Annotated in this window: 24 protein-coding genes; 14 read left to right on the top strand and 10 right to left on the bottom strand. The window is 63.0% G+C overall.

Features of this window, described 5'->3' with window-relative positions:
• On the top strand, positions 1 to 193 hold a 193-nt coding region (locus ACDC66_RS12205), incomplete at its 5' end, for a hypothetical protein (protein WP_376697006.1).
• Here the strand turns inward: ACDC66_RS12205 and ACDC66_RS12200 are convergent.
• The 3 genes from ACDC66_RS12200 to purM are packed head-to-tail and all read right to left on the bottom strand — an operon-like array spanning position 190 to position 2,597.
• Positions 190 to 876: a DUF3108 domain-containing protein gene (locus ACDC66_RS12200; RefSeq protein WP_376697005.1), complete on the bottom strand. Its 687-nt coding sequence runs from the start codon at positions 874 to 876 to the stop codon at positions 190 to 192. The genes ACDC66_RS12205 and ACDC66_RS12200 overlap by 4 nt on opposite strands.
• Positions 866 to 1,564: a phosphoribosylglycinamide formyltransferase gene (purN, locus tag ACDC66_RS12195; RefSeq protein WP_376697004.1), complete on the bottom strand. Its 699-nt coding sequence runs from the start codon at positions 1,562 to 1,564 to the stop codon at positions 866 to 868. The genes ACDC66_RS12200 and purN overlap by 11 nt, the downstream gene beginning before the upstream one ends.
• A 1-nt stretch (position 1,565) precedes the next feature.
• Positions 1,566 to 2,597, bottom strand: coding sequence for a phosphoribosylformylglycinamidine cyclo-ligase (gene purM, locus ACDC66_RS12190; protein ID WP_376697003.1), 1,032 nt, complete (start codon positions 2,595 to 2,597; stop codon positions 1,566 to 1,568).
• A 163-nt stretch (positions 2,598 to 2,760) separates the two neighbouring features.
• Between purM and ACDC66_RS12185 the strand changes: the two genes are divergently transcribed.
• Genes ACDC66_RS12185 through ACDC66_RS12165 form a run of 5 tightly spaced genes read left to right on the top strand, consistent with a single transcriptional unit; the run spans position 2,761 to position 7,377 of the window.
• Entirely contained in the window at positions 2,761 to 4,488 is a 1,728-nt protein-coding gene (locus ACDC66_RS12185) for an OPT family oligopeptide transporter (RefSeq protein WP_376697002.1), read from the top strand.
• Entirely contained in the window at positions 4,488 to 5,018 is a 531-nt protein-coding gene (locus ACDC66_RS12180; RefSeq protein WP_376697001.1) for a hypothetical protein, read from the top strand. The genes ACDC66_RS12185 and ACDC66_RS12180 overlap by 1 nt, the downstream gene beginning before the upstream one ends.
• A 55-nt stretch (positions 5,019 to 5,073) precedes the next feature.
• Positions 5,074 to 6,108 (top strand): DUF2066 domain-containing protein, encoded by a 1,035-nt coding sequence (locus tag ACDC66_RS12175; RefSeq protein ID WP_376697000.1) that lies wholly within the window; start codon positions 5,074 to 5,076, stop codon positions 6,106 to 6,108.
• Positions 6,105 to 6,686: a CDP-alcohol phosphatidyltransferase family protein gene (locus ACDC66_RS12170; protein WP_376696999.1), complete on the top strand. Its 582-nt coding sequence runs from the start codon at positions 6,105 to 6,107 to the stop codon at positions 6,684 to 6,686. The genes ACDC66_RS12175 and ACDC66_RS12170 overlap by 4 nt, the downstream gene beginning before the upstream one ends.
• Positions 6,687 to 6,696: 10 nt before the next feature.
• On the top strand, positions 6,697 to 7,377 hold the full coding sequence (locus ACDC66_RS12165) for a hypothetical protein (RefSeq protein WP_376696998.1): 681 nt from the start codon (positions 6,697 to 6,699) through the stop codon (positions 7,375 to 7,377).
• 67 nt (positions 7,378 to 7,444) lie between these two features.
• On the opposite strand, the gene ACDC66_RS12160 is transcribed toward ACDC66_RS12165, so the two are convergent.
• Positions 7,445 to 9,154, bottom strand: a complete 1,710-nt coding sequence (locus ACDC66_RS12160) for a hypothetical protein (protein WP_376696997.1) — start codon at positions 9,152 to 9,154, stop codon at positions 7,445 to 7,447.
• Between the two features lie 276 nt (positions 9,155 to 9,430).
• Between ACDC66_RS12160 and ACDC66_RS12155 the strand changes: the two genes are divergently transcribed.
• A complete protein-coding gene (locus ACDC66_RS12155; protein ID WP_376696996.1) occupies positions 9,431 to 11,014 on the top strand; it encodes an alkaline phosphatase in 1,584 nt (527 codons plus the stop codon).
• Here the strand turns inward: ACDC66_RS12155 and murU are convergent.
• Complete coding sequence (murU, locus tag ACDC66_RS12150; protein ID WP_376696995.1) at positions 10,987 to 11,658, bottom strand: N-acetylmuramate alpha-1-phosphate uridylyltransferase MurU; 672 nt, start codon at positions 11,656 to 11,658, stop codon at positions 10,987 to 10,989. The two genes, ACDC66_RS12155 and murU, sit on opposite strands and share 28 nt — an antisense overlap.
• Before the next feature lie 213 nt (positions 11,659 to 11,871).
• Between murU and ACDC66_RS12145 the strand changes: the two genes are divergently transcribed.
• The gene (locus tag ACDC66_RS12145) at positions 11,872 to 13,047 is read left to right on the top strand and encodes a GGDEF domain-containing protein (protein ID WP_376696994.1); all 1,176 of its coding nucleotides are present in this window, start codon (positions 11,872 to 11,874) and stop codon (positions 13,045 to 13,047) included.
• A 3-nt stretch (positions 13,048 to 13,050) separates the two neighbouring features.
• On the opposite strand, the gene ACDC66_RS12140 is transcribed toward ACDC66_RS12145, so the two are convergent.
• Both ACDC66_RS12140 and ACDC66_RS12135 read right to left on the bottom strand, forming a co-directional pair.
• Positions 13,051 to 14,052, bottom strand: coding sequence for an aminoglycoside phosphotransferase family protein (locus tag ACDC66_RS12140; RefSeq protein ID WP_376696993.1), 1,002 nt, complete (start codon positions 14,050 to 14,052; stop codon positions 13,051 to 13,053).
• Positions 14,045 to 15,883 carry a glycosyltransferase family protein gene (locus ACDC66_RS12135; RefSeq protein WP_376696992.1) on the bottom strand — a complete coding sequence of 613 codons (1,839 nt, stop codon included), beginning with the start codon at positions 15,881 to 15,883 and terminating at the stop codon, positions 14,045 to 14,047. Before ACDC66_RS12135 ends, ACDC66_RS12140 begins: the two co-directional genes overlap by 8 nt.
• A gap of 145 nt (positions 15,884 to 16,028) precedes the next feature.
• Here ACDC66_RS12135 and ACDC66_RS12130 point away from each other — a divergent pair, with 145 nt between their 5' ends.
• From ACDC66_RS12130 to sufU, 6 genes are all read left to right on the top strand, one after another.
• Positions 16,029 to 16,490, top strand: a complete 462-nt coding sequence (locus ACDC66_RS12130; protein WP_376696991.1) for an SUF system Fe-S cluster assembly regulator — start codon at positions 16,029 to 16,031, stop codon at positions 16,488 to 16,490.
• Positions 16,487 to 17,932, top strand: coding sequence for a Fe-S cluster assembly protein SufB (gene sufB, locus ACDC66_RS12125; RefSeq protein WP_376696990.1), 1,446 nt, complete (start codon positions 16,487 to 16,489; stop codon positions 17,930 to 17,932). The genes ACDC66_RS12130 and sufB overlap by 4 nt, the downstream gene beginning before the upstream one ends.
• Before the next feature lie 193 nt (positions 17,933 to 18,125).
• Positions 18,126 to 18,881 (top strand): Fe-S cluster assembly ATPase SufC, encoded by a 756-nt coding sequence (sufC, locus tag ACDC66_RS12120; RefSeq protein WP_376696989.1) that lies wholly within the window; start codon positions 18,126 to 18,128, stop codon positions 18,879 to 18,881.
• Positions 18,882 to 18,885: 4 nt separating this feature from the next.
• Complete coding sequence (gene sufD, locus ACDC66_RS12115; RefSeq protein WP_376696988.1) at positions 18,886 to 20,088, top strand: Fe-S cluster assembly protein SufD; 1,203 nt, start codon at positions 18,886 to 18,888, stop codon at positions 20,086 to 20,088.
• A 185-nt stretch (positions 20,089 to 20,273) separates the two neighbouring features.
• Positions 20,274 to 21,524: a cysteine desulfurase gene (locus ACDC66_RS12110; RefSeq protein WP_376696987.1), complete on the top strand. Its 1,251-nt coding sequence runs from the start codon at positions 20,274 to 20,276 to the stop codon at positions 21,522 to 21,524.
• A gap of 37 nt (positions 21,525 to 21,561) precedes the next feature.
• On the top strand, positions 21,562 to 21,990 hold the full coding sequence (gene sufU / locus ACDC66_RS12105; protein ID WP_376696986.1) for a Fe-S cluster assembly sulfur transfer protein SufU: 429 nt from the start codon (positions 21,562 to 21,564) through the stop codon (positions 21,988 to 21,990).
• 93 nt (positions 21,991 to 22,083) lie between these two features.
• Here the strand turns inward: sufU and ACDC66_RS12100 are convergent, their stop codons facing one another.
• From ACDC66_RS12100 to ACDC66_RS12090, 3 genes are all read right to left on the bottom strand, one after another.
• Positions 22,084 to 23,094 (bottom strand): hypothetical protein, encoded by a 1,011-nt coding sequence (locus tag ACDC66_RS12100; RefSeq protein WP_376696985.1) that lies wholly within the window; start codon positions 23,092 to 23,094, stop codon positions 22,084 to 22,086.
• A 221-nt stretch (positions 23,095 to 23,315) separates the two neighbouring features.
• The gene (locus ACDC66_RS12095) at positions 23,316 to 24,029 is read right to left on the bottom strand and encodes an SDR family NAD(P)-dependent oxidoreductase (protein WP_376696984.1); all 714 of its coding nucleotides are present in this window, start codon (positions 24,027 to 24,029) and stop codon (positions 23,316 to 23,318) included.
• A gap of 6 nt (positions 24,030 to 24,035) precedes the next feature.
• Positions 24,036 to 26,402: a S9 family peptidase gene (locus ACDC66_RS12090; RefSeq protein ID WP_376696983.1), complete on the bottom strand. Its 2,367-nt coding sequence runs from the start codon at positions 26,400 to 26,402 to the stop codon at positions 24,036 to 24,038.
• Positions 26,403 to 26,588 lie beyond the last annotated feature (186 nt).

The raw sequence follows: 26,588 nt of genomic DNA, 5'->3' as shown, positions 1-26,588 counted from the left end.
AGTGGAAGGCCGCGCTGAACCAATTTATTATCCAATTCGAAGATCGGGTCACCGATCAACTATGAAGGCGGGCGGTTACACAGAAATCGGGACAGGCTCCACGGATATCATTGGCCAACAAGCCAACAAGCCAACAAGCCAACAAGCCAACAAGCCAACAAGCCAACAAGCCAACAAGCCAACCCAGGTCTAGCAACCGTTCAGCGGCAGGTCGGTCTCCAGTAACCGGATATCGAGCTTGTCCTTGCCTTCCTCCTGGCGAAGGATTCGCACCGGCATCCAGTAAAAGTCGGCGGAATGCCAGGACAGGTTGTTCTTGTCCGAGCCCGGCTTCTCGATGCGGCGTATGCGTATGGCATCGAAGCAGCCGGCCGGTACGTCGATATTCTCCTCACCGTCGAAGCTGTATTGCTTGTGCTTGACCTCCTCGCGGTCGAGCAGAGTGAATTCATGCGTGCCCCGGCGCTTGGATTCGTCCGCCAGGTTGACCGCCAGCTGCAGGCGCAGGCTCAGCGGGTCGACCATGTTGTCGACCAGTTCGACCGTCTGGCTGCCTTCTTCGGTACGCACCCGGGTAGTGCCGGCTTCCCAGTCGGTGCGGTGCTGGAAGAACCGGTTGTTGGCCGGGGCATGCTGGGCGTGGTGATAGGTGAGCATCATGATGCGGTCGCCGCGCCAGACGAAGTGGGCCGCTTCCTCGGCGGCCATGTTCAGTGCCTTGACCCACCAGGCCGTTGCCCGGGTGTCGGAGCGGTAATGCCAGACGCCGGTCTCGAGCTGCTCCAGGCTGACCGTCAGTTCGCCCACCTTCTTGCCGTGGCGCAGGACTTCGTAGGTCGCTTCGTGGGCGGGAAGCGGGGCTTCCTCAGCTGCCATGGCGTTGATCGAGCAGGCGGCCGTCAAGACCAAGGTCGCGGCCGAGCTCCAGCGGCTGAGCAAGTGTCTGGTCATTAATCCGAATGCATTCATGGCGTAGTTCGACCCGTTGATTGAGCAAAAGTGCCAGTGTGGCTGGATAGAGGCGGTGCTCCAGCGGCAGCAGGCGATCGGCCAGCGAATTCGCATCGTCGCCGTCGCCAACGTCGATGGTCACGCGGCTGATGACGGGGCCGGCGTCGAGTGCCGGGGTAACGAAATGCACGCTCGCACCGTGCTCGCGTTCGCCCGCATCAAGCACGCGCTGGTGCGTGTTCAGCCCGCGGTGGCGCGGCAAAAGCGAAGGATGAATATTGATCAGCCGCCCCAGGTGCCGGTTGACGAAGTCTGCCCCGAGCACCCGCATGAAACCGGCGAGGACGATGTAGCTCGGCTCGAAACCCGCGATCGCTCTCGTCAGGGTCTGCTCGAACGCCGCTCGATCCGCGAAGCGGGTCGGGTCGAGGCTGACGGTGTCGATGCCGAGCTCGGCGGCGAGCGCCAGCCCCCGCGCGTTTGGGCGGTCGGAGACGACCGCGGTGATCTGCCCTGCGAGCCGCCCGGCTTCGACCGCCTCGTGGATCGCGTGAAAATTGCTGCCGCGCCCGGACAGCAGCAGCACCAGGCGCGGAAGATCGCTGGCCGCCACGTCAGAGATAGCGCACGCGATCGCCGTTGTCGTGGCGGATCACGCGGCCGATGACCGGCGCCGGCTCGCCCAGCGTTGCGGCAACGGCGTCGGCCTGGTCTGCGGGCACGATCAGGGCGAAACCGATGCCCATGTTGAAGGTGCGGCGCATTTCGGCGTCGTCGATCCCGCCCTTTTCCTGGAGCCATTCGAACACTGTGGGCGCCTGCCAGGCGCCGGTGTCGAGCTCGATGCCGAAACCGTCGGGCAGGACGCGGATGATGTTCTCGGTCAGGCCGCCGCCGGTGATGTGGGCCATGCCGCGTATCTCGTGCCGTCCGGCCAGCTTGCGCAGCTGTGGTGCGTAGATGCGGGTGGGTGCGAGCAGGGCTTTGCCGAGGCTGGTGCCATCGAAGCTGCTTTCGAGGGAGGCGCCACTGAGTTCGATGACCTTGCGAATGAGCGAATAGCCGTTGCTGTGTGGCCCGCTGGAAGCCAGGCCGAGCACGACACAGTCGGTGTCGATGTCCGAGCCGTCGATGATGTCCTGGCGCTCGATCGCGCCGACGGCAAATCCGGCCAGGTCGTATTCGCCCTCGCCATACATGCCTGGCATTTCCGCCGTCTCGCCGCCGATCAGGGCGCAACCGGCCTGCTGGCAGCCTTCGGCGATCCCGGCAACAACGTCGGCGGCGGCGTCGACATCGAGCTTGCCGCAGGCGAAGTAGTCGAGGAAGAACAGCGGCTCGGCCCCGCAGACGAGGATGTCGTTGACGCACATCGCCACCAGGTCGATGCCGATGGTGTCGTGTTTTGCCAGTTGCCGGGCCAGCAGCAACTTGGTGCCGACACCGTCGGTGCCGGAGACGAGTACGGGATCGCGGTACTTCCCGCCCAGATGAAACAGGCCGCCGAAGCCGCCAAGGCCACCCAGCACTTCCGGGCGCGAGGTGGCCGCCACCAGGGGCTTGATGCGATCGACCAGGGCGTTGCCGGCGTCGATGTCGACACCTGCATCGCGGTAGCTCAGGGACGGAGATTTGCGCTCGCTCATCGCGTGTCGCCGGGTTGCTTGAATGAAGCTGCGTATTATGACGGATCGAAACGGCGACTGATACCGTCGTTGAGCCGGGGCGCCAGATGCGCTAGTGTACTCCGGCGCCGACGGGCGGGGACTCGTCATCGATCGGCCGCATCCAGCAAGCGGAGAATAACCAGTGAATGCCAAAGCTGAACCCTTCGTTCGTCACGGGCCTTATCCCGAACTGACCGTCACAGCGGTCCTGGTGGGCTATTTTCTCGGCGCCATCATCGCGGTCAGCATCGGTTATGCCGCGCTGATTCTCGGCTTCTCGATCGAGGGGTCGGAATTGGCCGCCATTCTCGGCTTCGCCATCCTGCGCGGCCTGCTGCGGCGCAATTCAATCATCGAGAACAATATCGTCCAGACCGTCGCCAGCGCGGTCAACGGTGCCGCCTCCGGGCTGATGTTCTCCGTGCCGGCCTTCTTCATTCTGGGCGAGACGAACTTCGATCCCTACCTGCTGACTTTCGGCTGCATCGCCGGTGCTTTCCTCGGTATCGCTTTCATCATCCCGCTGAGGAAGCAGATGATCGACTACGAGCGCCTGACCTATCCGGGCGGGGTGGCCGTGGCCACCATTCTCAAGTCGCCCGGTGCCGGCATGCGCAAGGCGATGTACTTGATCGGCGCGGCGCTGTTCGCCGCGGGCATCCACAGCATCGTCCAGCTCAGCGGCACCAGCTACTACGACCTCGGCAGTCGCATTGGCATGCCCGAGTACATGAACGGTGTCTGGTACCTGTCGCTGCTGACCGTGGGCGTGGCCTACATCGCGGGCAAGGGCGGGGTGGCTTTCATCATCGGCGGCTTCCTGTGTTACTGGATTTTGTCGCCCTTCCTCGACGTCAGCGGACTGATGCCGCTCAATCCCGACACCGGCCAGGCCCTGAGTGATCCGGGAAACCTCCAGGGGCTGCTCTATCGTCCCGTCGGCATCGGTATGCTCATTGGCGGCGCGGTGGCCGGCGTGCTCATGGCGCTGCCGCTGATCGTCACGGCGGTCAAGAGCATGCAGAATGCCGCCAAGAGTGAAGCCGCGCTTGCAAAGGACGAAATGCCGATCAAGCTGCTCTATTTCGCCATCGGCGGCGCGGCCTTGCTGCTGACCTTCATGGCCGTGACCTCAACCGATCAGACCGGATGGCTGCGCGGTATCACCATGGCGATCGTGGGCACGCTGTGGATCTGGATTGCCGGGGTGATCCTGGCCGAAGCCATCGGCCGCACCAACTGGTCGCCGCTGTCGGGCATGACGTTGATCGCGGTGACGATCCTGATTTTCATTACCCGCGGCATGGACGATTCGGAAGCCATCATCGCCGCCATCATGGTCGGCGCGGCGGTGTGCGTGGCCATGAGCCAGGCCACCGACCTGATGCTCGACCTCAAGACCGGCTACCTGATCGGCGCAACGCCCCGGGTCCAGCAGATGGGACAGTTCCTGGGCGCCTGGCTCGGCCCGATCCTGATCGTGTCGCTGATCTTCATCCTGCACGAGGCCTACGGTATCGGCAGCGAGGAGTTGCCGGCACCTCAGGGCGCAGCCCTGGCCAGCATGGTGTCGGGAATTCTCGGCGGTGAAGTGCCGCTGGACAAATATATGGCCGGGGCCGGCCTGGGTGCGCTGCTCAGCGTGGCCTCTCCCGGCCTGGGTATTACTGCCGGACTGGGCTTCTACCTGCCGTTTGCCATCGTGCTGACTTATGCCATCGGCACGCTGGTCCGGGTCATTAGCGATTGGCGTCTCGGACATCGTTTTGCCGACGACGTAGGTATTCCGGTGGCCGCCGGCCTGATCGTCGGTGAGGCACTGGTCGGCGTTGGATTCGCGCTGGGCAAGATTTACCAGGGGATGGGCTGATGAAGGCTGTAGCGATCGTTCTGATTACCGCCGGCTTCGTGCTGGGCGCACTTTTCGCCGTCCTCTCGGTCGAGACCGTCGCGTGGCTGCCGTATCTGTTTGCGGTAGGGCTGGGTTTTAGCGGCATCTTCATGCTCAAGCGCACCCATCACGCCGGGGCGAGCGATGAACACCATGTCGAAGGCAATATCAGCACGCTCGAGACGGCACTGGAGAGCATCTGCCGCAATCTCGACGAACTCGTCGGCCGCCGGCGCGACATTCCGCCGCACGAGTTTCGCTTCGAGATCGACCGACATTTTCGCGATGACCTGTTCGCGTTCGCCGAGGCGCGCGAGTCGATGCAGCATGCCTTCGGGCTGCAGGCCTACGCCGACATCATGAGCACATTTGCCGCCGGCGAGCGCTACATCAACCGCGTATGGACCGCGTCGGCCGACGGCTATGTCGATGAGGTGATGGCCTACCTCGAGAAGGCGCAGCGCCAGTTCGCCGAGGCACGCGAGGCCTTCGCGGCGCAGCGCCGCTGAGCCCGCGAGCCTTCGTTCCACTCCGCGCAAATTGCTGTGCTATCTTTGCCGCGTGATGCCTCGAATACTGCCGTTTCTTGCCCTGTGTTTCCTGCTGGCCGCACCGACCGCCGGCGCCTCCCTGTATACCGGTGAGGTCGAGGTCGAAGCCGATACCCGGACGAGCGACGCCGAGCAGCTCGAAGCCCTCGACCGGGTGCTGGCGCGTCTGACCGGCCGTTTCGACGCGTCACTGGTCTCCGAGTTGGGCCTGGGGTCTGCCGATCTGGATGACCTGGTGCTGTCCCGGCAGCTCGTTCAACGGACGGTCGTCGACGAGGAGGGTGAGCCTGCCGAATCCCTCCGCCTGCAGGTGGACTTTGACGAGCCTTCCATCAATGAATTGCTCCAGGACAACGATCTGCCACGCTGGGGAAGGGAGCGCCCGGCGGTGTTGTTGTGGGCGGTCGTCGAAGACGAGATCGGTACGCGGTTCCTGGAAGATCCGAGACTGGAATACGTCATACGCAACCAGGCCGAGCGCGTGGGCCTCGAAGTGCTTCGCCCGCTGGGAGATGCCATGGATCTCACTGAAATCTCCCTGCAGGACGTGCGAGGCGGCTTTCTTGGGTCGGCCGCGGCGAGTGCGCGGCGATACGGCGCCGGCGTGATCGCCATGCTTGACCTGCGGCTACTCGAGGTCGAAGCGCCACGTTGGACGGGGCGCTGGCGCTGGCGCATCGATGGCCAGGATTCGGGGCTCAACCACAGCGGCGAGTCACCCGAGGGGCTGATCCGAAGCGGTCTCGAGCGCCTGGCTTCGGCACTTGCCGCGCGCTACGCGGTGGTGGATATGGAGGGCGAAGCGTCAACCTGGCTGGTCACGGTCCACGGTGTTGTCGACGAAGTGCAGTATGCCGAAGTGCTGCGCTACATCGCCAATCTCAGTGTGGTCGAAGACGTTCGCGTGGTTGCCGCGCAAGGCCGGCAGATCACGTTTGAAATCCAGTCCGGACGCCAGGATATCGAGACTTACCTCGGCATGGGCGGTCTGCTGGAACCGGAGCGCCGTGCAAGCGACGGGCAACTGCATTTCAGGCTGGCGCGTTGAACCTGAGCTTCATTCCCAATCTTCTGACGGTTGCCCGCATGGTGGTCGTGCCGCCGATGGTCTGGCTGCTGCTGGTCGGTCAGTTCCAGTGGGCGCTGGCACTGGCTGTGTTCGCCGGCGTGTCCGACCTGCTCGACGGCTGGCTGGCACGACGCTTTGCCTGGCAGTCTCGCTGGGGCGGCATCTTCGATCCCCTGGCCGACAAGTTTTTGATGATGGCCGGGTACCTGACCCTGGGCTGGCTGGCTGAATTGCCATGGTGGCTGATCGCACTGGTCATCCTGCGCGACCTGGTCATCGTTGTCGGCGGTTATGTCTACTACACACGCTTCGAGCGTTTCAGCGCCGAGCCGACACAGTTGTCCCGTTTCAATACTTTCTGCCAGGTTTTTCTGATGTGGTTCGTGCTGGTTCGCCTGGCCGGTTTTCCGCTGCCCAGGGAAGCGCAGATCGGGCTGGTCTGGTTTGTCGGCGTCATGGCGGTTCTGACCCTGGCCCAGTACGTCTGGATCTGGACCGGCCGAGCGCTGGAAGTGAGTCGGTCGCGCCGCGAAGGCGGTGACGACTCACCGCATTGAGGTTTTTGCCGTGAGCCGTGCCCAGCTTCCACTGGCGCTCAAGCCGCCGCGAAGACCCCGCTTCGACAACTTCATAGCCGGTTCGAACCAGGCCGTGATCGCTACGTTGTCGCGGGGCGTCGAGGCAGGCAACTGGTATTTCCTTGCGGGTCCGGCTGGTTCCGGGCGCACGCACCTGCTCTCGGCTTTCTTTTCTGATCGTTGCCGACGGGGGGAACAGGCGCATTTCATCGCCCTGGGCGTTCCGCAGCAGCGCAGGCTGCTCGAGCATGCCGGGGGCGACTGGGTGGTTATCGATGATGTCGGTGTGCTTGCCGGTGATGATCAAGGCGAGCGCGCCCTGTTCAATGCCCTCAACGCCTGGCGCGCAGAGCGAACGGGCGTCGTGATGAGCGGCGTGGGGCGCGAGGATTTCGTGCTGCCAGACCTGCGCTCGCGTTTGGGTCAGGCCACACGCCTGACGCTCAAGCCGCTCGAGGAGGCCGAATTGGCCGAATTGGTCCGAACCCTTGCGGCCGAGCACGAGGTTGTGCTGGGCCGGGGTGTGGTCGACTACATTCTCAGCCGGGCCCCCAGAAATGCCGGGCGAATTGCCGAGCTGGTCGTATCCGGCGCCCATCGGGCGCTGACCGAGCGGCGCACGCTGTCGGTGCCGCTGGTGCGCGATCTGCTCAACGATCGACCCGACTGAAAACGAGAAGAGCCCGCAGTCCTCGATGGACTGCGGGCTCTTCGGCAAACGCGAATCGAGTGATTCTCTACTCTTTCAGCGTCACCGTGCTGCGGAACTCGATGCCGCGCTCGGTCAGGTGCATGCTGGCCTCGGTGTACTCGTATAGTTCGGCCATTGCCGTCATGGCATCGGACGGATCGCTCTCGGTTGCATCCTCGCCCATGGCTTCAAGTTCCTTCTGCATGTTGTCGAGCAGGCCGCCGAGCACTTCGGCATAACGGCCAAAGTTGATGCCGTAGCTGAGGATGGCGCTACCGCCGTCGCCCGGATTCATAGCTTCTTCGAGCCGGTCCTTCTGGTTTTCGCCGACGGTCAGGCCGAGTGCGGCCTCGCCCAGGCCCATGAATACTGGCACGCCTTCGGGCAGGTTGGGAATCACGCCGGCCGGCACGGGCTGCGGCTCACCGCCGGGCTCGAGCTGCAGGGACGCGAGTTCAGGGGAGAACATCTGGGCCATGCCCAGCATCATTTGCGGATTGCGCATGAACAGCGCCAGGGAGCCTTCGGCCGACTCCACGTTCGAGCCTTCGCCCAGCGTGATGTCATCGAGATTCAGGCGCAGGCCGTGAAAGTTCGTGACTACCGGCGGGATGGGCTGGTTGAGCGCCAGCTGCCAGTCTTCGGCCTTCTCACGCACGTTCTCGAAAATCTGGCACTCGGGCGGTGTCTCAACCCAGCCGGCGACGATGTCGCGGGCAAAATCGCGGGCGCCAACGATGTTGAGCGCGAGGCCGAACTCCACGAGGCCGGCGTCGGCCTTGTCCAGGTCGACCGGCGTATCAGCGATGACCTGCATGCGCTCGGCGAAGGCCGGGTCGGCCTCGACCATCATGTTGAACGCCATGAAATTATCGTCGATGTCCGTGTAGCCGAGGCTGGCACGCGGGAAGAGGTTCACGAGAGCGCCCAGCTCCGAGCGGCAGGCTTCGCTGCCGGCAATTTCCTTGAGCGGATTGGATTCGTGCCCGGCGGCCAGCGTGGCATCGTCGCTGTCGAGCAACTGGTCGACCATGCGCCCGAAGTCGACGTAACCGCCGCCGTAGGGCATGTAATCACGCTCCTCGGAAAATTCGCGCAGGGATGAGGGGTCGTAGGCGTTGGCCGGCTGGTCCAGGTTGGCAACGCGGCGCAACAGGGCGCCGTCGTCGGGCACAAGGGCGAAGGTTACGAAATTTTCGTCGTAGGAAAGCGCCAGGCCCAGCTGTTCCATTTCAGCCCAGAGGATTTCGGCGTCGTCGACGCTACGCCAGTTCAACTCGGCCTCGGCTTCCTCAGCGATCCGATCCAGCGTCGCGCGGAAGGCTTCCGGATCGGACAGCTCCCAGTGGACGAAGGGATACAGCGAAACCGCATGGATCGCCCAGTGGCCGTTGGGCGCGAGGCCCCGCTCGATGAAGGCTTCGCGGCTGTCGATTTCGGCGAACTCGCGCAGCACGGCGGCCACGACCGGCGACTCGTCGAGTTCGTCGGCAACCGTGTTGTAGGTCTGGCGATTGAGTTCGGACATCGATGCCAGCGGTGCCCAGAGCTTCTCGTTGAGCTCTTCCGGCATCGTGTCGAGGTTGGCGACCAGCCAGGCGGTGTCGGCGTCGATGCGCTGGAACAGTGCGCTGGCGCCGTCGCTCTGGCCGGTCCCGGACTCGGCGCCGGTCTGCGATTCGGTTTCCGTCTCGTCGCGGCCGCAGCCGGCGACGAGCAGGGTACAAAAGCCGATCAAGGCAATCTTGCGGATCATGATTCAGGTCCCTCCCGGGGGTAGTCTGTCTATGTGGTACTAGTGTTATACAACACCAACACACTTGTCAAGTTTCTGGGGTCGGCTGGTTCGCCAGTTGCGCGACAGCTGTACGCCTTGGTTTCTGCCCTTTGGCGATGTGCCCTGGGCGAGTGACGCATTCCCTCGAATGACTGATGAGTTTAGCCGGTCACAAGCAACTCGTTCAATTGAGATTGGAATTCAATCGACCGAGTTGCAACCCTGGCGTCATGGGGATGAATTAAAATCAGCAGGATGAACCCGACCAATCTCTTCCGCATTTCTTTAACGCTTGCCGCCCTGCTTGTCGCCATCGACGCTGTTGCCGACGAGAGCCCGGTCCAGTGGTACCAGGACGGAGAAACCCTGATCGCCGAACGTCGTGCAGCCATGGACGACCCCGGCGAGGCACGCAACGTCATCCTTTTCGTGGGTGACGGTCTGAGCCTTGCCACGGTGGCCGCCACCCGCATCCTCGAGGGGCAGCTGCGCGGCGAAACAGGCGAGGAAAACATGCTCCATTTCGAGCGCTTCCGCCACACCGGGCTGGCCAAGACCTACAACACCAACCGTCAGACGCCCGATTCAGCCGGAACGATGACCGCGATGGTCACCGGCGTGAAGAGCTACGCGGGTGCAATTTCGGTCGACCAGGACGCCACCCGCGGGGACTGCGCCTCGATGGCTGGCAGCGAGCGTGTCTCCCTGCTTGATCTGGCCGTTGCCGGTGGGCTCAAGACCGGTATCGTGACGACGACCCGGATTACACACGCCACGCCGGCCGCGCTGTATTCGCGCTCGGTCGATCGCGACTGGGAAACAGACCGGGGCATTCCGCCGTCGCAGCGCGACGCCGGATGCCACGATATCGCGCGCCAGTTGATCGAATACCCGCTCGGGACCATCGACGTGATCTTCGGCGGTGGCCGCCGCGCCTTCCTGCCCTCCAGCGAGACCGATCCGGAAGACCCTGAGCAGCGCGGCCATCGCGGCGACGGCCGCAACCTGATCGAAGAATGGCGGGCCAGGCACGAAAACGGTCACTATGTCTGGAACCTGGACGGTTTCGAAGCCTTGCCCGAAACCAGCGAAGGCCCGGTGCTCGGCCTGTTCCAGCCCAGTCACATGCAGTACGAGCATGACCGGCCCGAGGACGTCGCCGGAGAGCCGTCCCTGGCGGAAATGACAGCCAGCTCGCTGGACCTGCTGTCCGACGAGCAACGCGGCTTCTTCCTGATGGTGGAGGGTGGCCGCATTGACCACGCCCACCATGCCAACAATGCCTGGCGCGCCCTGACGGATGCCATCGCCTTCGCCAGCGCAGTGAAAAAGGCCGATGAAATGGTCGGCGAAGATACCTTGATCATCGTCACGGCGGATCACGGCCACGCACTCACGTTCGGCGGCTACGGGAAGCGGGGCAATCCCATTCTCGGCCTGGCCGAGCGGCCGGCGGCGGGCGACAAGAAAGCCCGCCTGATGCGTGATGAAGACGGACTGCCCATGACGGTGCTCGGCTACTCGAACGGCTCGGGATATCGCGGCGGCCAACGGCCCGATTTTGACGAGGTCGATCCCCTGGATCCGGATTACCTCCAGGAAGCGGCCGTGGGTATCTGGTCGGCCACCCATTCCGGCGTGGACGTGCCCGTCTATGCCCAGGGCCCGGGCGCGGAAGTGGTCCACGGGGTGTTCGAGCAGAACGCGATTTTCCACGCCATCGTTCAGGCCCTGCCGTTTTTGAGTGAGAAGTCGCAGATGCTGGCCGGTGAGAGCGGGCTGCCCGACTTCGGGAAACTTCTCTGCAGCCTTCAGGAGTCCGGATCGGAGGACTGCTGAACGTCTGCAAGACGCTCCGGCGTGCCGATGTCGGCCCACATTCCGGCGTAGTGCTCTCCGCCGACCCGGCCGGCAGCGATGGCTTGCTCCAGCACCGGCCTCAGTGGCCGACGGCCCGGCGACAAGCCCGCGAACAGTGATGGTTCGAAGACCGCGATACCGCTGAACGTCAGGCGCTTGCCATTGCCGGCATAGACCCGTCCGCTTTCCAGCCCGAAGTCACCGACCCGGTGGTGCGGCGGGTTGTCCACCAGCACCAGGTGCGCCTGCCCGGCCAGTTCGATTTCGCGAAGCCGTCCGAAGGGATAGTCGGTCATTACGTCGGCGCTGACGACCAGAAATGGTTTCTCGCCCAGCAGCGGAAGCGCCTCGACAATGCCGCCGGCAGTCTCCAGCGCGCCCGGCGGCTCCTGCGAGTAGCGAATCTGCAGCCCGAGTATCCGGCCATCCTCCAGGCGCTCGGCGATCTGCCCGCCCAGCCAGCCGAGGTTGATCACCACGTCTTCGAAGCCGGCCGCCGCCAGGCGTTCCAGATGGTGGACGATCAAGGGCTTGCCGCCGACCTCGATCAGCGGTTTGGGCGTGTTGTCGGTCAAGGGTCGCAGCCGCTCGCCGCGACCGGCCGCCAGGATCATGGCTCTCATCGGGATTTCTCCGTCGCTTTCCGTCGACATTGGACAACGGATACTGAACTTTGCGGCCGTGACGGGAGATGCCGTCGGCCTGCCGGCCACGCTTTCGCCTCGTATTTTGCCAAATTGTTGGTGTGCGGTCTTGAATGGCCGGCATCTTGCATGGTGATTGGCGTGTCCATAGTGGAAAATAGGAATCCCTGACGTTGAGGGAAGACGGGCAATATGACTGAATTACTGCTTCTGGATGTGCGCACGCTGGCTTTCGCGTCCAGCGTCAGCGGCTTTCTCATGGCGGCCACGATGATCGGGATCTACCTGGCCGGCATGCGCTCGCGGGCACTCGTCGACTGGACCGTCGCCGGCCTGGGCTTCGGTCTGGGTTACCTGCTCGGTCATATTCTGCAGACGCTGGAGGTTCCGGTACCGACCTGGGTCGCGGCGTCACTGGCCAATTCCCTGATCGGATTGGGGCATGGCATGGTATTGGTCGGTATCCAGCGTTACCTGGGGCGCGGCAGCTGGTTCTGGCCGGTGCTGGTCGTGATGATCTTCATGTTCCTGTCCGTCTTCGTGCTGCCCGAGTTGCGCGAGAGCTTGCGCTGGCGGGTCATCCTGCAGTCCGGCCTGTACATCGTACTGGGCTTTTATGCCGGCGGGCTGCTTTGGCGCGCACGTCGACCCGGCATGAGGCGCTTTCATCGCGCCGTCGCCCTGATCATCATGTCCTTTGCCGCGTTGCTGGCGTTGCGATTCGGCTACGCGCTGATCAGCCCAGCCCTGACCACTTCCTTCGTCAGCGATCCGTTCCAGATCGGTATTTTCGTCGTTTCGATGATCTACGGCTATGCGCTGACCATGGCGCTGGTCCTGGTTCTGTTCCGGGAAAAGCAGGTGGAGCTGTCCGACCTCGCCGAGCAGGATGCGTTGACCGGCTTGTACAACCGTCTGTCGCTGGACGCCATTGCAGAGCGTGAGATGCAGCGAGCGCGTGAGCGCGAATTGCCCCTGTCGGTCGTGCTCATCGATCTGGACCACTTCAAGGACGTCAACGATCGGTTCGGCCACCAGGTGGGAGACCGGGCGCTTTGCCGTGCCGCCGAGCTGATCCAGGGCGTGATCCGGGACAGCGACTATGCCTTCCGCTACGGCGGCGAGGAGTTCATGGTGTTGCTGCCGGGCGCCGACAGACAGCAGGCCGAGCAGGTCGCCGAGCGACTTCGCTCGGAGATGGGTCATGGGGACTTGCGTCTGGACGATCGCAAGGTCGATCTTCGCGCCAGTTTCGGTGTGGTGGAGTGCCGTCCCGAGCGCATGACTTGGGTTGAGTGCGTTGGCCAGGCCGACCGGGCGCTCTACCGCGCCAAGCGCGGTGGTCGCGATCGAGTCGAGGTGGCCTGAAATTCAATCAGCCGCGGCGCCGTTAGCCCGGCTGCGCCAGGCGTTCAGCAACCGCTGTAAGTCGGCCAGTTCCGGATTGCGGTCGATCGCCTGGTCGAGGTAAGCGAAAAACCGCGGAGCGTCCTCGAGATACTTCGGCTTGCCGTCGCGGTAGCGGATCCTGGCGAAGATGCCGATGACCTTGAGGTGGCGCTGCACGCCCATGAAGTCGCACGTTCTGCGCCAGAGATCCGGGTCCTGTGGAACCGGCAGCCCGGCGTCGCTCGCCCGCTGGCGGTACCTCTCCAGCCAGGCGTCGACGCGCTCGACCGGCCAGCTCAGGAACGCGTCACGGAAAAGGCAGACGGGGTCGTAACTGATCGGGCCGCGAACGGCGTCCTGGAAATCGATGATGCCGGGGTTGGGATCGGCCACCATCAGGTTGCGCGGCATGTAGTCGCGATGGCAGAACACCTGCGGTTGATCCAGCGCCCAGCGCAGGAGCGTGGCGCAGGCCATGTCCCAGCCATCGAGCTCGCCGTCGGTCGGTTCGACCTGCCAGTGGCGGGCGAGAAACCAGTCCGGGAACAGCGCCAGTTCGCGCATCAGAAGCGCCGGATCGTAGTCCGGCAGGCCGTCGACATCGGCCCCATGCTGGAAGCGGATCAGGGCCTCGACTGCATCTCCGAAGAGCCAGTCGGCGTTTTCCTCGTCGAGTACATGGTGATAGGGGCGAGTGCCCAGGTCTTCGAGCAATACCAGGCCCTGTTCGGAATCGTGGGCCAGGACTTCGGGTACGTGCACACCGCTTTGCGCCAGGCGCGCGGCCACATCGACGAATGCATCAGTGTCCTCGTGCTCGGGCGGCGCGTCCATGACCACGCTCGAGTCACCGTCACGGCTCAGGCGAAAATAACGCCGGAAGCTGGCGTCGCTGGAGATGGATTCGCTTTCCCAGGCCCCCCAGCCGAGTTCGGCGGCCGCCCAGGCTTCGGCCAGCTGCCGGCGGGCGTCGACTTCACTCACCGGCGGTCTCCAGAAGGCGTTCGATACCGGTGTCGCTGCAGTGGCGCCAGGCCCGGCACCAGTCGGGCAGCTTGTCGGCGTAATTGGCCGCGAAACGCTGGGTCGATGCGGCGATGCGATCGAGGCGGTCCGGCTCGTCCGCGGGAATCGTGGCGCAGGCCTCCATCACGCGGCGGAAATCGGCCCTCAGCCAGTCGGGTGGCTTGAGTTCGTCGCAACTTCGTTGAATGCGCTGGACCAGGTTGGAGCGCAGTTCCGTCTGGAGCCTTTCGACGGCTGCTTTCAGCGAGTCCCGGTCCTGTTGGGCGAGGTCGCGCAGGGCCGCGATGAGCATATCGGTTCGCGCCTGCGGATCGCGGGTGTGGCACTGCGGCGCCAGGTCTTCGAGCCAGGCGCAGAGATAGCGGGCCCGGCCGGGGCGTCGCACCCGATCCAGATCGTCGGCCGACCACTCCTGCGGTTTCGGGCGCATGTGGTAGAGGGCATGGGGCAAGGTAAGGTGCAGTGCCCTGGGATAGAGAAAGGCGATCAGGGCCCCCAGCAGCATGTCCTCGTTGCGTTCCCGCGCGGCGGTGGGCAGCAGTAACTCGCGATTGTCCACGCCGGTCAGCGTGGTCGTCATCAAACCGTAGGCCGGTGTGGCCACCGCGCGTTGGGGGCAGCGCAGCACACGCCGCTGAAAGACGCGGCGCCGATAGGCATCTTCGCTCGAACACAGAACGCGCAAGTCTTCGGCCGGCATGCCGTAGATCCACTGCACATCTTCGGTGCCGGGGTCTCCGAGTACACCGCTGCAGGTCAGCCTGATGCGCGGCTGTTTGGTTAATTGATGCAGCAGGTCGGGCGTGAGTTGTCCCAGCGTCTCGCTGCGGTCGGGATCGTCGGCATCGAGCAGGTCGCCCGGGCGGCGTCCGAGATAGCGCGCGTGAGCGCTCAAGGGGTTCTCGTCAAGCTGGCCGAGGTCGGAACCGGGCACTTCGGCATCGGGATCGGGAAGCCAAAGCCGATCATCCGGTTCGGGCGAAAAGATCGGTCGGTTTCGGGAGCCCTCGGGCACAAAGGCATCGAGGGTGGCGTCGTCATCCATCAAGGCGAAGCGGGAGCCGGCGCCAAGCAGCAGCGACAGGTTGGGGCCAGCGCCGTAGGTGAGCGCTTTCTCGTCGGCTTCACCTTCAAGGAACCATTCCAGCGACGCGGACTCGCAGCCCACGGCATGCGCGATCGTTTTCAGCAACGCCCGGCGCCGCGCGTGATCGACCAGGTGCAGGCCGATGCCGAACATCGAACGGGCGGCTTCGACGGCTTCGCGGGTCGCCTGGCGGTCCGAGGCTTCCTTCGAGTCGTCGATGATGACGCAGCGCTTCAGTCCGCCCTCCGGCTGTCGTGCCAGGCTTTCGAGCAGTCGGCGAAGGGTTTCCGGGCGTGCGCAGGTGCGGATGAACAGGGTCTCGATGGGGTGTTCGTCGTCGTTTGCGTCATCCCCGGCCGCCAGGTTCTCGAAAAGATCACGCTCGCTTGTCAGAAGCTTCGCGTCGATCAATTGCTGCAGTGGCTGCTTCAGGCCGGCGACCTGTTGGTGGGGCAGGCGCATCGCGCCGGCGGCGTGCCGGGCATGCTCCGCGATGGTTCGAAGCCCGGTGCAACAGCTCAGTAAATGGGCGAGCTGCACGGGGAGACGTCTTGTTTCGGTGCTCCCGGCCACCATGAGCAGCACCTGGCCGTCATGGATCGAGTGGGCCTGGAAGGGCAGGGCGATATAGCGGGTCGGGTCGCCACTGTCTTGCTGTCCCATCGACCAATTCATGTTGATGCTGAAATTTTCGTTGATCATGCGCGCAAGTCGAAATCCGATAGGCGGCGGTAGTTTAGCAGTCGGTCAGCGTGGGTTGTTCCGGCGAAACAATACCAATTCGGTCTTGTTTCGCCGGCTTCGGGCCTCCATAATTGAAGAACGGACGGATACGGGCGCGAACATCATGCTTCGAATCAGCAAATTGACCGACTACGCCACGGTGCTTCTGGCCGCCCTTGCGAACCGGCGTGATGAATGCGTACCGGCAAGCCGGCTGGCCGAGGTGACCCGGCTGGAACCGCCGACGGTGGCCAAGGTGCTCAAGACCCTGGCGCGCGCCGGCCTTGTCACTTCGATTCGCGGCGTCAACGGTGGCTACGAGCTGGCCGAGCCGCCGGAGGATATTTCGATCGCCGGCATCGTCAGCGCCATGGAAGGGCCGATTGCCCTGACCGAATGCGGGCTGGAACCGGGGCTGTGTTCGCACGAATCCGACTGCAGCCTGCGGGGTAATTGGCAGAAGATCGGACAGGCCGTCGAGAGCGCCCTGGCGGGCCTGAGCCTGGCCGACCTGGCCGAGCCGTCATCGCGCCGTATCGCCATCCGTGCCGAAGTCGAGGCCTCATCTCAACGGGAAGTTTCATGAGTCAGACCACCGAACAGGTCCAGAATTACATACAGCAGCGCTACAAGGCTGGGTTCTATACCGATATCGAATCCGATCGCGTCCCGGCCGGGCTGAACGAAGAAATCATCGCCATGATCTCGGCCAAGAAAAGCGAGCCGGAGTGGCTGCTGGAGTGGCGCCTGAAGGCGTTTCACCAGTGGCAGAAGATGGTCGGCCCCGACTGGGCGCATTTGAAGCTGCCGGCCATCGATTTCCAGAAGATCCACTACTACGCGGCTCCGAAGCAGGAGAACCGGCCCAAGAGCCTCGACGAGGTCGACCCCAAGCTACTTGAGACCTTCGACAAGCTGGGCGTGCCGTTGCACGAGCGCGAGCGCCTGGCCGGGGTGGCCGTCGACGCCGTGTTCGATTCGGTTTCGGTCGGCACCACCTTTCAGAAGGAACTCAAGGAAGCCGGCGTCATCTTCTGCAGCTTCTCCGAAGCCGTACAGGAATACCCCGAGCTGGTACGCGAGTACCTGGGATCGGTCGTGCCGCACACGGACAACTATTTTGCCGCGCTCAACTCGGCGGTGTTCACCGACGGATCCTTCGTCTACATCCCGAAGGACACGCGCTGCCCGATGGAACTGTCGACCTACTTCCGCATCAACGCCCGCGACACGGGGCAGTTCGAGCGCACGCTGATCATTGCCGAACCGGGCAGCCATGTCAGCTATCTGGAAGGCTGCACCGCGCCCATGCGCGACGAAAACCAGCTACATGCCGCTGTGGTGGAACTGGTCGCCAAGGAAAAGGCTCATATCAAGTACTCGACCGTCCAGAACTGGTACCCGGGCGACGAGAACGGCAAGGGCGGTATCTACAATTTCGTCACCAAGCGTGGCGACTGCCGCGAGGACGACGCGCGCATCACCTGGACACAGGTCGAGACGGGTTCGGCCATCACCTGGAAGTACCCGTCCTGCATTCTCCGCGGCGATCGTTCCTCCGGCGAGTTCTACTCGGTGGCGCTGACGCGGAACTATCAGCAGGCCGATACCGGCACCAAGATGATTCACCTGGGCAAGAACACCACCAGCAAGATCATTGCCAAGGGCATATCGGCCGGCCACAGCAACAACAGTTACCGCGGCCTGGTCCGTATGGCCGGGCGTGCCGAGAACGCACGCAACTATACCCAGTGCGACAGCCTGCTCATCGGCAATCAGTGCGGGGCGCATACCTTCCCGTACATCGAATCGTTCAATCCCAGCGCCAAGGTCGAGCATGAAGCCACTACCTCGCGCATTGGAGAAGACCAGCTCTTCTATTGCCGCTCGCGCGGCCTTGACGAAGAAGACGCGGTCGCCCTGATCGTCGACGGCTTCTGCAAGGAAGTCTTCAAGGAACTGCCGATGGAATTTGCCGTTGAAGCCAAGGCGCTTCTGGAAATTTCACTGGAGGGCGCCGTCGGCTAACGGTGCGACGAACTTGCTATTGGTGCTGTTAGTGGATCGCTAGAAAATAGTGAATAGTAAAAAGTAAATAGAGACGGGCGCTCATGAATTTGTTTTCCTATTTTCTATTTTCGTTTTTCTATTCACTAAGTCCCTAACGAAGCCACCACGAACCGAACAACCGAATCGAACTGAACAGAGATCACTCCCAATCATGTTGAAGATAACGAACCTCCACGCATCCATCGACGGCAAGGAAATCCTCAAGGGCCTGAACCTCGAGGTCGGCCCCGGTGAGCTGCACGCCATTATGGGCCCGAACGGCTCAGGCAAGTCGACGCTGGGCCATGTGCTGGCCGGACGCGACGGTTACGAAGTCACCCAGGGTACGATCGAATTCGAAGGCAAGGATCTTGCCGAGATGGAGCCCGAGGAGCGTGCCGCCGCGGGTCTGTTCCTGGCCTTCCAGTACCCGGTCGAGATTCCGGGCGTGAACAACGCTTACTTCCTGCGCTCGGCGCTCAACGCACAGCGCAAGGCGCGCGGCGAAGAGGAAATGGATTCGATGAATTTCCTCAAGGCCGTTCGCGAAACGCTGGGGCAACTGAAGATGGACGATTCCCTGCTCAAGCGCGCCGTCAACGAAGGCTTTTCCGGCGGCGAGAAAAAGCGCAACGAGATCGTGCAGATGGCGATCCTGCAGCCGAAACTGGCGGTTCTCGACGAGACCGATTCCGGCCTGGACATCGATGCCCTCAAGCTGGTGGCCGAAGGCATCAATCGCCTGCGGAACCCCGAGCGTTCGTTCATTGTGATCACGCACTACCAGCGCCTGCTCGAGCATGTCACACCCGACCGGGTACACGTGCTGTCCGACGGTCGCATCGTCGAGTCCGGCGGCAAGGAACTGGCGCACCGGCTCGAGGCGGAAGGCTACGCCCACCTGGAAGCGGAAGCGACCGAGGCTTAAAAACATGCGTGATCTGGCCGAAAAACTCGCCCCGGAATCGGCGCTGGCCGCCGACGACTTCAGCGACCTGCGTCAGGCTGCACAGCGTGCGCTGATGCAGCACGGCTTCCCGGACCTCAAGACCGAGGCCTGGAAATACACGCCGATCAAGCTGCTCGAAAAACGCGAGTTCCAGCCGGAACCCGCTTCTGCGTCTGTAGCTCCCGAGATTCCGTTCGAAGCGTATGTGCTGCACTTTGACAACGGCATCCTGAACGCCGATGCGGCCGATTTGCCCAAGGGAGTCACGCTGGCCCCGGCTACGCTCGAGGATTTCGAAGGTGTCGAGTATGGTGGGCGCGAGGACGCTTTTGCCTGGCTCAACCTGGCCCGCTTTGGACAGGCCTGGCGGGTCACGATCGAAGCCGAGCTGGATCGTCCGCTGGTATTGGCGACTACCACGTCCGATGATTTTGGCGGGGCGGTGCATCCCCGGCTGTTCATCGAACTTGCGGATAACGCCCGCGCTACCCTGGTCGAGGTTCAGACCGGCGGCGGCGAAGGCATGATCAATGCCGTCACTGACATCAAGGTAGGGCAGGGCGCCGCCTTGAACCATGTCATGTGCCGTTCCGGCGGCGACACCGTGCGGGTAGCCCGCACCTGCGTGGACGTCGTGCGCGATGCCGAGTATCGAAGCTTTGTGCTTGATACGGGCGCGAGGCTGGGCCGCCAGGATCTGAACGTCTTCCTGAATGAGGCCGGCTCGCTTGGCGAAATCGACGGTACGGTCGTGCTCGACTCGAAGCAGCACGTCGACTATCACACCTCGATCGACCACTGCACCGGGCACACCAACAGCCGGGAGTCCTTCCGCATCCTGGCCGACGGCACCGGCGTCGGTGTATTCAACGGCCGCATCCATATTCACGAGGATTCAGACGACAGCCACTCCGACCTGAATACGGCCAACCTGCTGCTCGGCGAGCAGGCGCGCATCAACGCCAAGCCGGAACTGGAGATCTATTCCGAGGACGTTACCGCCAGCCACGGCGCGACCATCGGCCAGCTCGACGACGAGGCGCTGTTCTACCTGCGCTCGCGCGGCCTGCCCACCGAGGAAGCCAACCGCCTGCTGAAATACGGCTTCGCCGCCGCCCCGCTGGAAGGCCTTGCCGATGAGACGCTGCGGAGCTGGTTGTTGCGTGAACTGGAATTGGTTCTTTGAAAATCTTACAAACGCAAAGACGCGAAGCAGCAAAGAGCGCAAAGGGAACCATATCTGGAAGAAGACCCAAACATTGATGCGATTGAGTGAAGTTAAAGAGAGTTTCTAAGCCAATTCATTCATTTCTTTGCGTTCTTCGCTGCTTTGCGTCTTTGCGTTAATAAGATTTTTTGGAAGCTACGACAATGGAAACAGTCGAATCGAAAGTCAAAGACCAGCTCGATGTGTTCGCCCTGCGCGATCAGTTTCCCGTGCTCGCACGCCAGGTGCACGACGACAAGCCGCTGGTCTACTTCGACAATGCCGCCACGGCCCAGCGCCCGCTGAAGGTCATAGAGGCGATGGATGATTTCTATCGCCGCTACAACGCCAACGTGCACCGCGGCGTCCACCAGCTTTCGGTCGAGGCCTCTGAACAGTTCGAGGGTGCGCGCGAATCCGTGCGCCGCCTGCTCAATGCCGATTCCATCCGTGAAGTCGTGTTTACCCGCGGGACGACCGAAGCAATCAACCTCGTCGCCCAGGCCTACCTGCGCCCGCGCCTGGCCGAAGGCGACGAAATCCTGATCACGCACATGGAACACCATTCCAATATCGTGCCGTGGCAGATGTTGTGCGAGCAGACCGGCGCGTGGCTCAAGGTCGCGCCCATCAACCACAAGGGTGAGCTGCTGGTCGACGAGCTGGCGGCGATGGTCAATGAGCGAACGAAGCTTATCGGCATGGTGCACGTATCCAACGCCCTGGGCACGATCAATCCGGTCGAGGACGTCTGCCGGATCGCAAAGAAGCATGATGTGCCGGTGCTGGTCGACGGAGCACAGGCCACGCCGCACATGGACGTTGATGTCCAGGCACTGGGTTGCGATTTCTACTGCATCTCCGCCCACAAGATGTACGGGCCGACCGGTATCGGCGCGCTGTGGGCGCGCGAGGCCATTCTCGAGGACATGCCGCCGTGGCAGGGTGGGGGCGAGATGATCAAGCGCGTCAGTTTCGAAGGCACCACCTACAACGACCTGCCGCACAAGTTCGAGGCGGGCACACCCAATATCTCCGGCGCCATCGGTTTCGGCAAGGCGGTGGAGTTTCTGGAGGAAACCGGCCTGGAGGGCATCGTCTGGCAGGAGGAACGCCTGCTCGATTACGCCACCGAGAAGATGCAGGCCGTCGACGGGCTAACCGTCATCGGCACGGCCGAGCACAAGGGCCCGGTCGTCTCCTTCACCCTGGATGGCGCCCATCCCAACGATATCGGCACGATCGTTGATCATTTCGGGGTCGCCATCCGCACCGGCCACCATTGCGCCATGCCTGTGATGCAGTTCTTCGACGTGCCGGCCACCGCGCGTGTCTCCTTTGCCCCCTACAATCTCCGCAACGAAATCGATATCTTCATCGAGGCTCTGGGCAAGGCCCGGGAAATGCTGACCTGAGGCATTTGATTCGGCTCCCGGGGTAGAATTCCCGGCCATGGCGCTCGACCAGCTTTATCAACGGGTCATCCTCGACCACAACCGCTCTCCGCATCACTACGGTCGCCTGGATGGTGTCACCCATAGTGCGCGCGGTCAGGACGCGTTGTGCGGTGACGATATTCTCATCGAACTCAGGGTGGTCGACGGGCGGATCGAGCAAGCCGCTTTCTCCGGCGAAGCCTGCGCAATTACAACGGCGAGCGCGTCGATGCTGATGCAATGGCTGCCCGGGCGCACCCACGCCGAGATTGTTGCCGCATATGAACGGTTTGCCGGAATGTTGAGGGACTCCGGGCTGCCGGATGATCCCGCACTGGGCGATATCAAGCATCTTCGGGCCGTCAGTGGTTTTCCCGCCCGTGTTCGCAACGCACTGCTGCCCTGGCGAACGACGATCGAGGCAATCGAGGGGCGAACTAACTGAAAAAAGCCCCGCAACCGGTGGCTGCGGGGCAGTTCGATTTCTTGTTGTGGCAGGGCTGAAACCCCGCGGGTACATCGCTTTTGTAGTTCGTGATCAGCTCTGTTCTGGCTGCGGCGCCTCGCCCTGTGGCGGTTCGTTGGAGGCTTGAGGTTTTGTGCCCTTCTCACGATCCCAGTCCAGGGCCTTGGTCTTGATTTCGCCGAACTTCTTGGAGACGCTGCTCAGCTTGTCGTCCCACTCGGGGTTCGGCTCCTGGCCCTCGGTAACGTTGAAGTAGACCTGCATCAGGGCGGTCATGCCGATGGGCTCGATGACGGCCTGCTTGATGCCCCAGGCGAAGACCAGGGCGATGACCAGGGTCAGGATGCCGGCAGTTCCCGGGAACAGGGAGACCAGGCCGGCGACGGGCAGCAGCACCACCAGGAAGACGAGGAAAGTCATGGCCCAGATGAAGAAGGCCAGCCAGAAGGCATTCTTCAGGAAGGTCTTGTAGTTCTGTGCGTACAGAACCAGCGCGGTCTGGCCCGAGCGCCAGGGGTTGTCGGCCTTGGTGCGCATGTTGTGTGCCAGGATCACCTCGTCGAGATAGGTCAGCGACAGGTTGATGACGGTATTGATGAATTTCACCAGGCCCTGCACGCCCGGGATGGGCAGAAAGGCGGTGATGGTGAAAAACGCGCGATTGAAAGCCTTGAGCACGCCCTTGATCAGCTGGTCGATGCCGAACAGGACGGAGGATTCCACGAAGCGCTCGCGAACGATGCCCTGGGCGTAGTCGATCTGGCCCTTGCCCTCGGGAAGCTCCCGTCCCTCGAGCAGTTCGACCAGCACGGCGATATGGCCGGCCTTGACCATGTAGAGCAGGTACTCGCGCAGGAAGTAGAGGATGGCCGAGGTGATGCCGAAGCCGACCATGCCGCCCCAGACGCTGAACGAGCCGGGATCGTCGCCGATGTGGCCGATAAAGTACCCGACGCCCGCACCGACGCCCGTGACCAGCACGTAGGCGAGCGTGATGCCGAAATAGATCAGGAAGCGGAAGATCAGAAACGGCAACGTTTTGGCCATCAAGCCAAGTACTTCACCGATCTTGAAGTCCATCATAAGGAAATCCCTCATTTAACCCAGTTGGTTGTGCCTGATATTACGGGAAAACGGGCCGGATCGTGACAGGGGGAGGTGGCTTTTTAGTGCTTTGGTGAGTTGGTGATTTGGTTGGGGGCGGCAACTATCCGGGCTGGGGTTGCTGGGGGCTGTGGGGCGGGCCGTCCCCCGCATCGTCCCGGAAGTGCCGGGACGATGCGGGGCCGGCGCATGAGCGTCCGCTAAAGGTTGCGGATATCGACGAAGTCGCCCGATTCGTGGTTTTCTTTCAGGTCGTCGAGCAGGTCGAGGATGCTGTCGGCCGCCTCGCGGGGGCTGGGCATCTTCTCGGTGCCGCGAGCGTCCTTGAGTTTTTGCACCGAGGGAAATTCCTCGCTGTCGACCTCGTCGCGGATGTAGTCCTGCATGCCGGTCTCGATCAGGCCGGGGGCCAGGCTGATCATGTGCGTGTCCGGCATTTCGGGCGCATAGAGCTTGACCAGGTTGTTGAGTGCGGCCTTGGACAGTGAGTAGCCACCCCAGCCGTAGTTCATGTTGACCGACGCCCCGGATGAGATGGCGACCACCTGGTCGATGGGTATCTGGCGCTCGATGAACCAGTCCAGGATCAGTTTGTTGGCCCACACGTTGACGCGCATCATGTGTTCGAGGTCGTGCACGTCGGTGTGTGCGATCTCCTGGATGCGGCCCAGCATGCCGGCATTGAGCACAACCAGGTCGAGGCGCTGACAGTCGGACAATAGCGCGTCCAGGCCCTCCTCGAGGTGGTTGAGATTGCCGATATCCTGCTTGCGGTCGCGGATGCCGTCGTCGTGGTGCTCGGCAAGCGGACAGCCTCGCCGGCTCATGCCCCAGATGAGGGCGTCGCGGTCGAGCAGCGCTTCGGTCAGCCCCAGTCCCAGGCCGCTGCTGTTACCCGTGATAAACACGTTCATTGTGATTTACTCCCTCCCGATAGTGCGTTCGAACAGGTTCAGGATACGCCAGTATTCATCGCGCCAGCTATCCGGGCGGGTAAATCCGTGCCCCTCCATCGGATAAGATGCCATTTCCCAGTGGTTCTTTTCGAGCTCGATCAGGCGTTGCGCCAGGCGCACCGAGTCCTGGTAGAAGACGTTGTCGTCGAGCATGCCGTGGGCGATCAGAAGGTGACCTTCCAGGCCTTCGGCGAACTCGATCGGCGAGCTGCGCTTGTAAGCCTGAGGGTCGACCTCGGGCGTGTTGAGGATGTTCGAGGTGTAGAAGTGGTTGTAGTGGGCCCAGTCGGTGACGGGTCTCAGCGCCGCCCCGGCATGGAATACCTCGGGTGCCTTGAACATCGCCATGAAGGCCATGAATCCGCCGTAGGAACCGCCGTAGACGCCGACGCGATCGGGGTCGGCATCGTGGTTTTCGACCAGCCAGTCGACGCCGTCGATCAGGTCTTCCAGCTCGGGCGTGCCCATCTTCCGGTAGATGGCGGTGCGCCAGTCGCGGCCATACCCGGCGCTGGCCCGGAAATCCATGTCGAGCACGTGGTAGCCGCGTTCGGTCAGCAGGTTGTGGAACATCTGCTCGCGGAAGTAGTTGGGGTAGCGCAACCAGGTGTTCTGCAGGTAGCCGGCGCCGTGGACGAACAGCACCACCGGGTGCTTGTCGCCGCCGTGCGCAGGCTCGCCGCGGGCCGGGTAAAACTTGGCCCAGACGGGGCGCTCGACATGGCTCGAGGGCACGGGCATGATCTCGGGCTGTTGCCATTCCACGGCTTTGAACTGCTCGGTGCGTGTGTCGGTGAGCGGCTCGAGTTCGCCGGATTCGAGATTCGCCAGCGCGGCCTGCGGCGGCAGGTAAGACTCGGAGTAGCGCAGCAGCACATGCTCGTCATCGCCCGGGCGGACGGTGAACGATTCGATACCGTTGTGCTCGGTGATGCGCTCGAGGTCATTGCCGTCCAGATGCAGACGATAAAGATCGTATTCGCTCGGGTGGCTGCGGTTGGTGAGCATCAGCACCGATTCGCCGTCCTGGCGGATGACCGGGTCGAACACCTCGAAATCACCACTCGTGTGCTGCTCGGTCTCACCCGAGTGTGCATCGATCGTGTAGAAGTGACTGTAGCCGGACTCTTCCGATAACAACCAGAGCGTTTCGGAATCGGGCATCCAGCCGAAGTCGTTGAAGTACCAGTTGATCCAGGCCTCGTCGGTGAGGCGATGGCGGTTGTTCAGGGCCGGTTCTTCTGTGGCGGTGTCGACCACGGCCAGCCAGCGGTCCTTGTTGTCGATGGCGCGAAGCTGCACGGCGGCCAGTTCGCCGCCCGGATGCCATTCCAGCCCGTTGACGCTGACCTCGCGCAGTTCATCCTCGCCCAGGGGGGCGATGTCCTGTTCGGACTTGAGTTCGGCTAGGGGGTCGGTGTCGATACCCGGCAGGCCCTCGAAATCCAGCTCATGCTTCTTGCGATTCTCGAGATCGAGCAGCCAGAGTTCGCTCGGCGCCGGCACATCACGGCCCACGCGTGTTCGCACGTCCTCGACGTCGATGTAGCCTGATTGGGTGACGTAACGCGGCATCTGGCCGGTCTGGCCGCTTTCGTGATCGGCGGGCCGGACGGCCAGCAGCAGCCAGCGGCCATCGGGCGAGAGGCTCGAGGTGACCGGTTCGAGGCCCTCACCCAGGTACCAGGGCGCGACCGAGCGGCTCGGATCCTCCGCAGCGGCCTTCTCGGCTTCGGTGCGTGCTTCCCGCTGGTCCTTGCGCTGGTCGCGCAGGCTTTCGAACAGGCGGAGCTGCATTTCGGCCAGGTCGTCTTCCGGCTCGGCGTCGGGCTTGTCTTCAAAATGCAGGTCGGTCACTGCCCAGTTCAGGCGATCGACCAGGTCGTGCACCCACCATTGGCTGCCCCTGCGAAAGATCACGCGGTCGCCTTCGGGGCTGAAGGCTGGGTCGGCGTCGGTGTCCGTGCTGCGTGTGAGCTGCAACAGCCCATCGCGACCGGGCATGCGGGCAAACAAGTTGCCGTCGCGTACGAACACGATGCGACCGGTGCCCGGGTGAACGACGGGGTCGACGCCGTCGATGCCGGCCTGCCCGGCATACTCGACCACTTCGTCGGCACCGCTGGCCAGATCGATGCGATGAATGGCGTGGAGTTCGCTATCCTTGCGCTCGACACGATAGTAGACCGCCTCGCCGTCGAGCTGCCACCAGGCCTCTTCCACCGGCGGGCCGATCCACTGCGGGTCGGCCATGATCTGTTTGAGGTCGGGCGTCTGGGCCAGTGCGCTGCCGGCCAGCAGCGCGCTTGCTGCAATGAAAAATCGCTTCATCGGATCTCTTGTGGTGTGTTGGTTTACGAGTCCGGATTCTACACGGGATGAAGCCGGCAGCAGCCCGAACGGCCGGGAGGTGCGCGTGCCGGGACATTGCCGCTTTCAGGAGCGTCGGCCCGAGGGGGGGGAATGTCGCGGATTCGGGAATCGGGCTTGCATTCGATTCGGGTCGATCTTATAATT

This window comes from Wenzhouxiangella psychrophila (assembly GCF_042310375.1).
Taxonomy (GTDB): Bacteria; Pseudomonadota; Gammaproteobacteria; order Xanthomonadales; family Wenzhouxiangellaceae; genus Wenzhouxiangella.
Note: the sequence above shows the minus strand (reverse complement) of the source record. Positions and strands in the feature narration are given on the sequence as shown.

What these genes read in the sequence shown, in the direction of transcription:
- ACDC66_RS12200 (WP_376697005.1), bottom strand. Translation starts at nt 876, where the DNA reads ATGGCAGCTGAGGAAGCCCCGCTTCCCGCCCACGAAGCGACCTACGAA.
- purM (WP_376697003.1), bottom strand. Translation starts at nt 2,597, where the DNA reads ATGAGCGAGCGCAAATCTCCGTCCCTGAGCTACCGCGATGCAGGTGTC.
- ACDC66_RS12180 (WP_376697001.1), top strand. Translation starts at nt 4,488, where the DNA reads ATGAAGGCTGTAGCGATCGTTCTGATTACCGCCGGCTTCGTGCTGGGC.
- ACDC66_RS12175 (WP_376697000.1), top strand. Translation starts at nt 5,074, where the DNA reads ATGCCTCGAATACTGCCGTTTCTTGCCCTGTGTTTCCTGCTGGCCGCA.
- ACDC66_RS12160 (WP_376696997.1), bottom strand. Translation starts at nt 9,154, where the DNA reads ATGATCCGCAAGATTGCCTTGATCGGCTTTTGTACCCTGCTCGTCGCC.
- ACDC66_RS12155 (WP_376696996.1), top strand. Translation starts at nt 9,431, where the DNA reads ATGAACCCGACCAATCTCTTCCGCATTTCTTTAACGCTTGCCGCCCTG.
- murU (WP_376696995.1), bottom strand. Translation starts at nt 11,658, where the DNA reads ATGAGAGCCATGATCCTGGCGGCCGGTCGCGGCGAGCGGCTGCGACCC.
- ACDC66_RS12145 (WP_376696994.1), top strand. Translation starts at nt 11,872, where the DNA reads ATGACTGAATTACTGCTTCTGGATGTGCGCACGCTGGCTTTCGCGTCC.
- ACDC66_RS12135 (WP_376696992.1), bottom strand. Translation starts at nt 15,883, where the DNA reads ATGATCAACGAAAATTTCAGCATCAACATGAATTGGTCGATGGGACAG.
- ACDC66_RS12130 (WP_376696991.1), top strand. Translation starts at nt 16,029, where the DNA reads ATGCTTCGAATCAGCAAATTGACCGACTACGCCACGGTGCTTCTGGCC.
- sufB (WP_376696990.1), top strand. Translation starts at nt 16,487, where the DNA reads ATGAGTCAGACCACCGAACAGGTCCAGAATTACATACAGCAGCGCTAC.
- sufC (WP_376696989.1), top strand. Translation starts at nt 18,126, where the DNA reads ATGTTGAAGATAACGAACCTCCACGCATCCATCGACGGCAAGGAAATC.
- sufD (WP_376696988.1), top strand. Translation starts at nt 18,886, where the DNA reads ATGCGTGATCTGGCCGAAAAACTCGCCCCGGAATCGGCGCTGGCCGCC.
- ACDC66_RS12110 (WP_376696987.1), top strand. Translation starts at nt 20,274, where the DNA reads ATGGAAACAGTCGAATCGAAAGTCAAAGACCAGCTCGATGTGTTCGCC.
- sufU (WP_376696986.1), top strand. Translation starts at nt 21,562, where the DNA reads ATGGCGCTCGACCAGCTTTATCAACGGGTCATCCTCGACCACAACCGC.
- ACDC66_RS12100 (WP_376696985.1), bottom strand. Translation starts at nt 23,094, where the DNA reads ATGATGGACTTCAAGATCGGTGAAGTACTTGGCTTGATGGCCAAAACG.
- ACDC66_RS12095 (WP_376696984.1), bottom strand. Translation starts at nt 24,029, where the DNA reads ATGAACGTGTTTATCACGGGTAACAGCAGCGGCCTGGGACTGGGGCTG.
- ACDC66_RS12090 (WP_376696983.1), bottom strand. Translation starts at nt 26,402, where the DNA reads ATGAAGCGATTTTTCATTGCAGCAAGCGCGCTGCTGGCCGGCAGCGCA.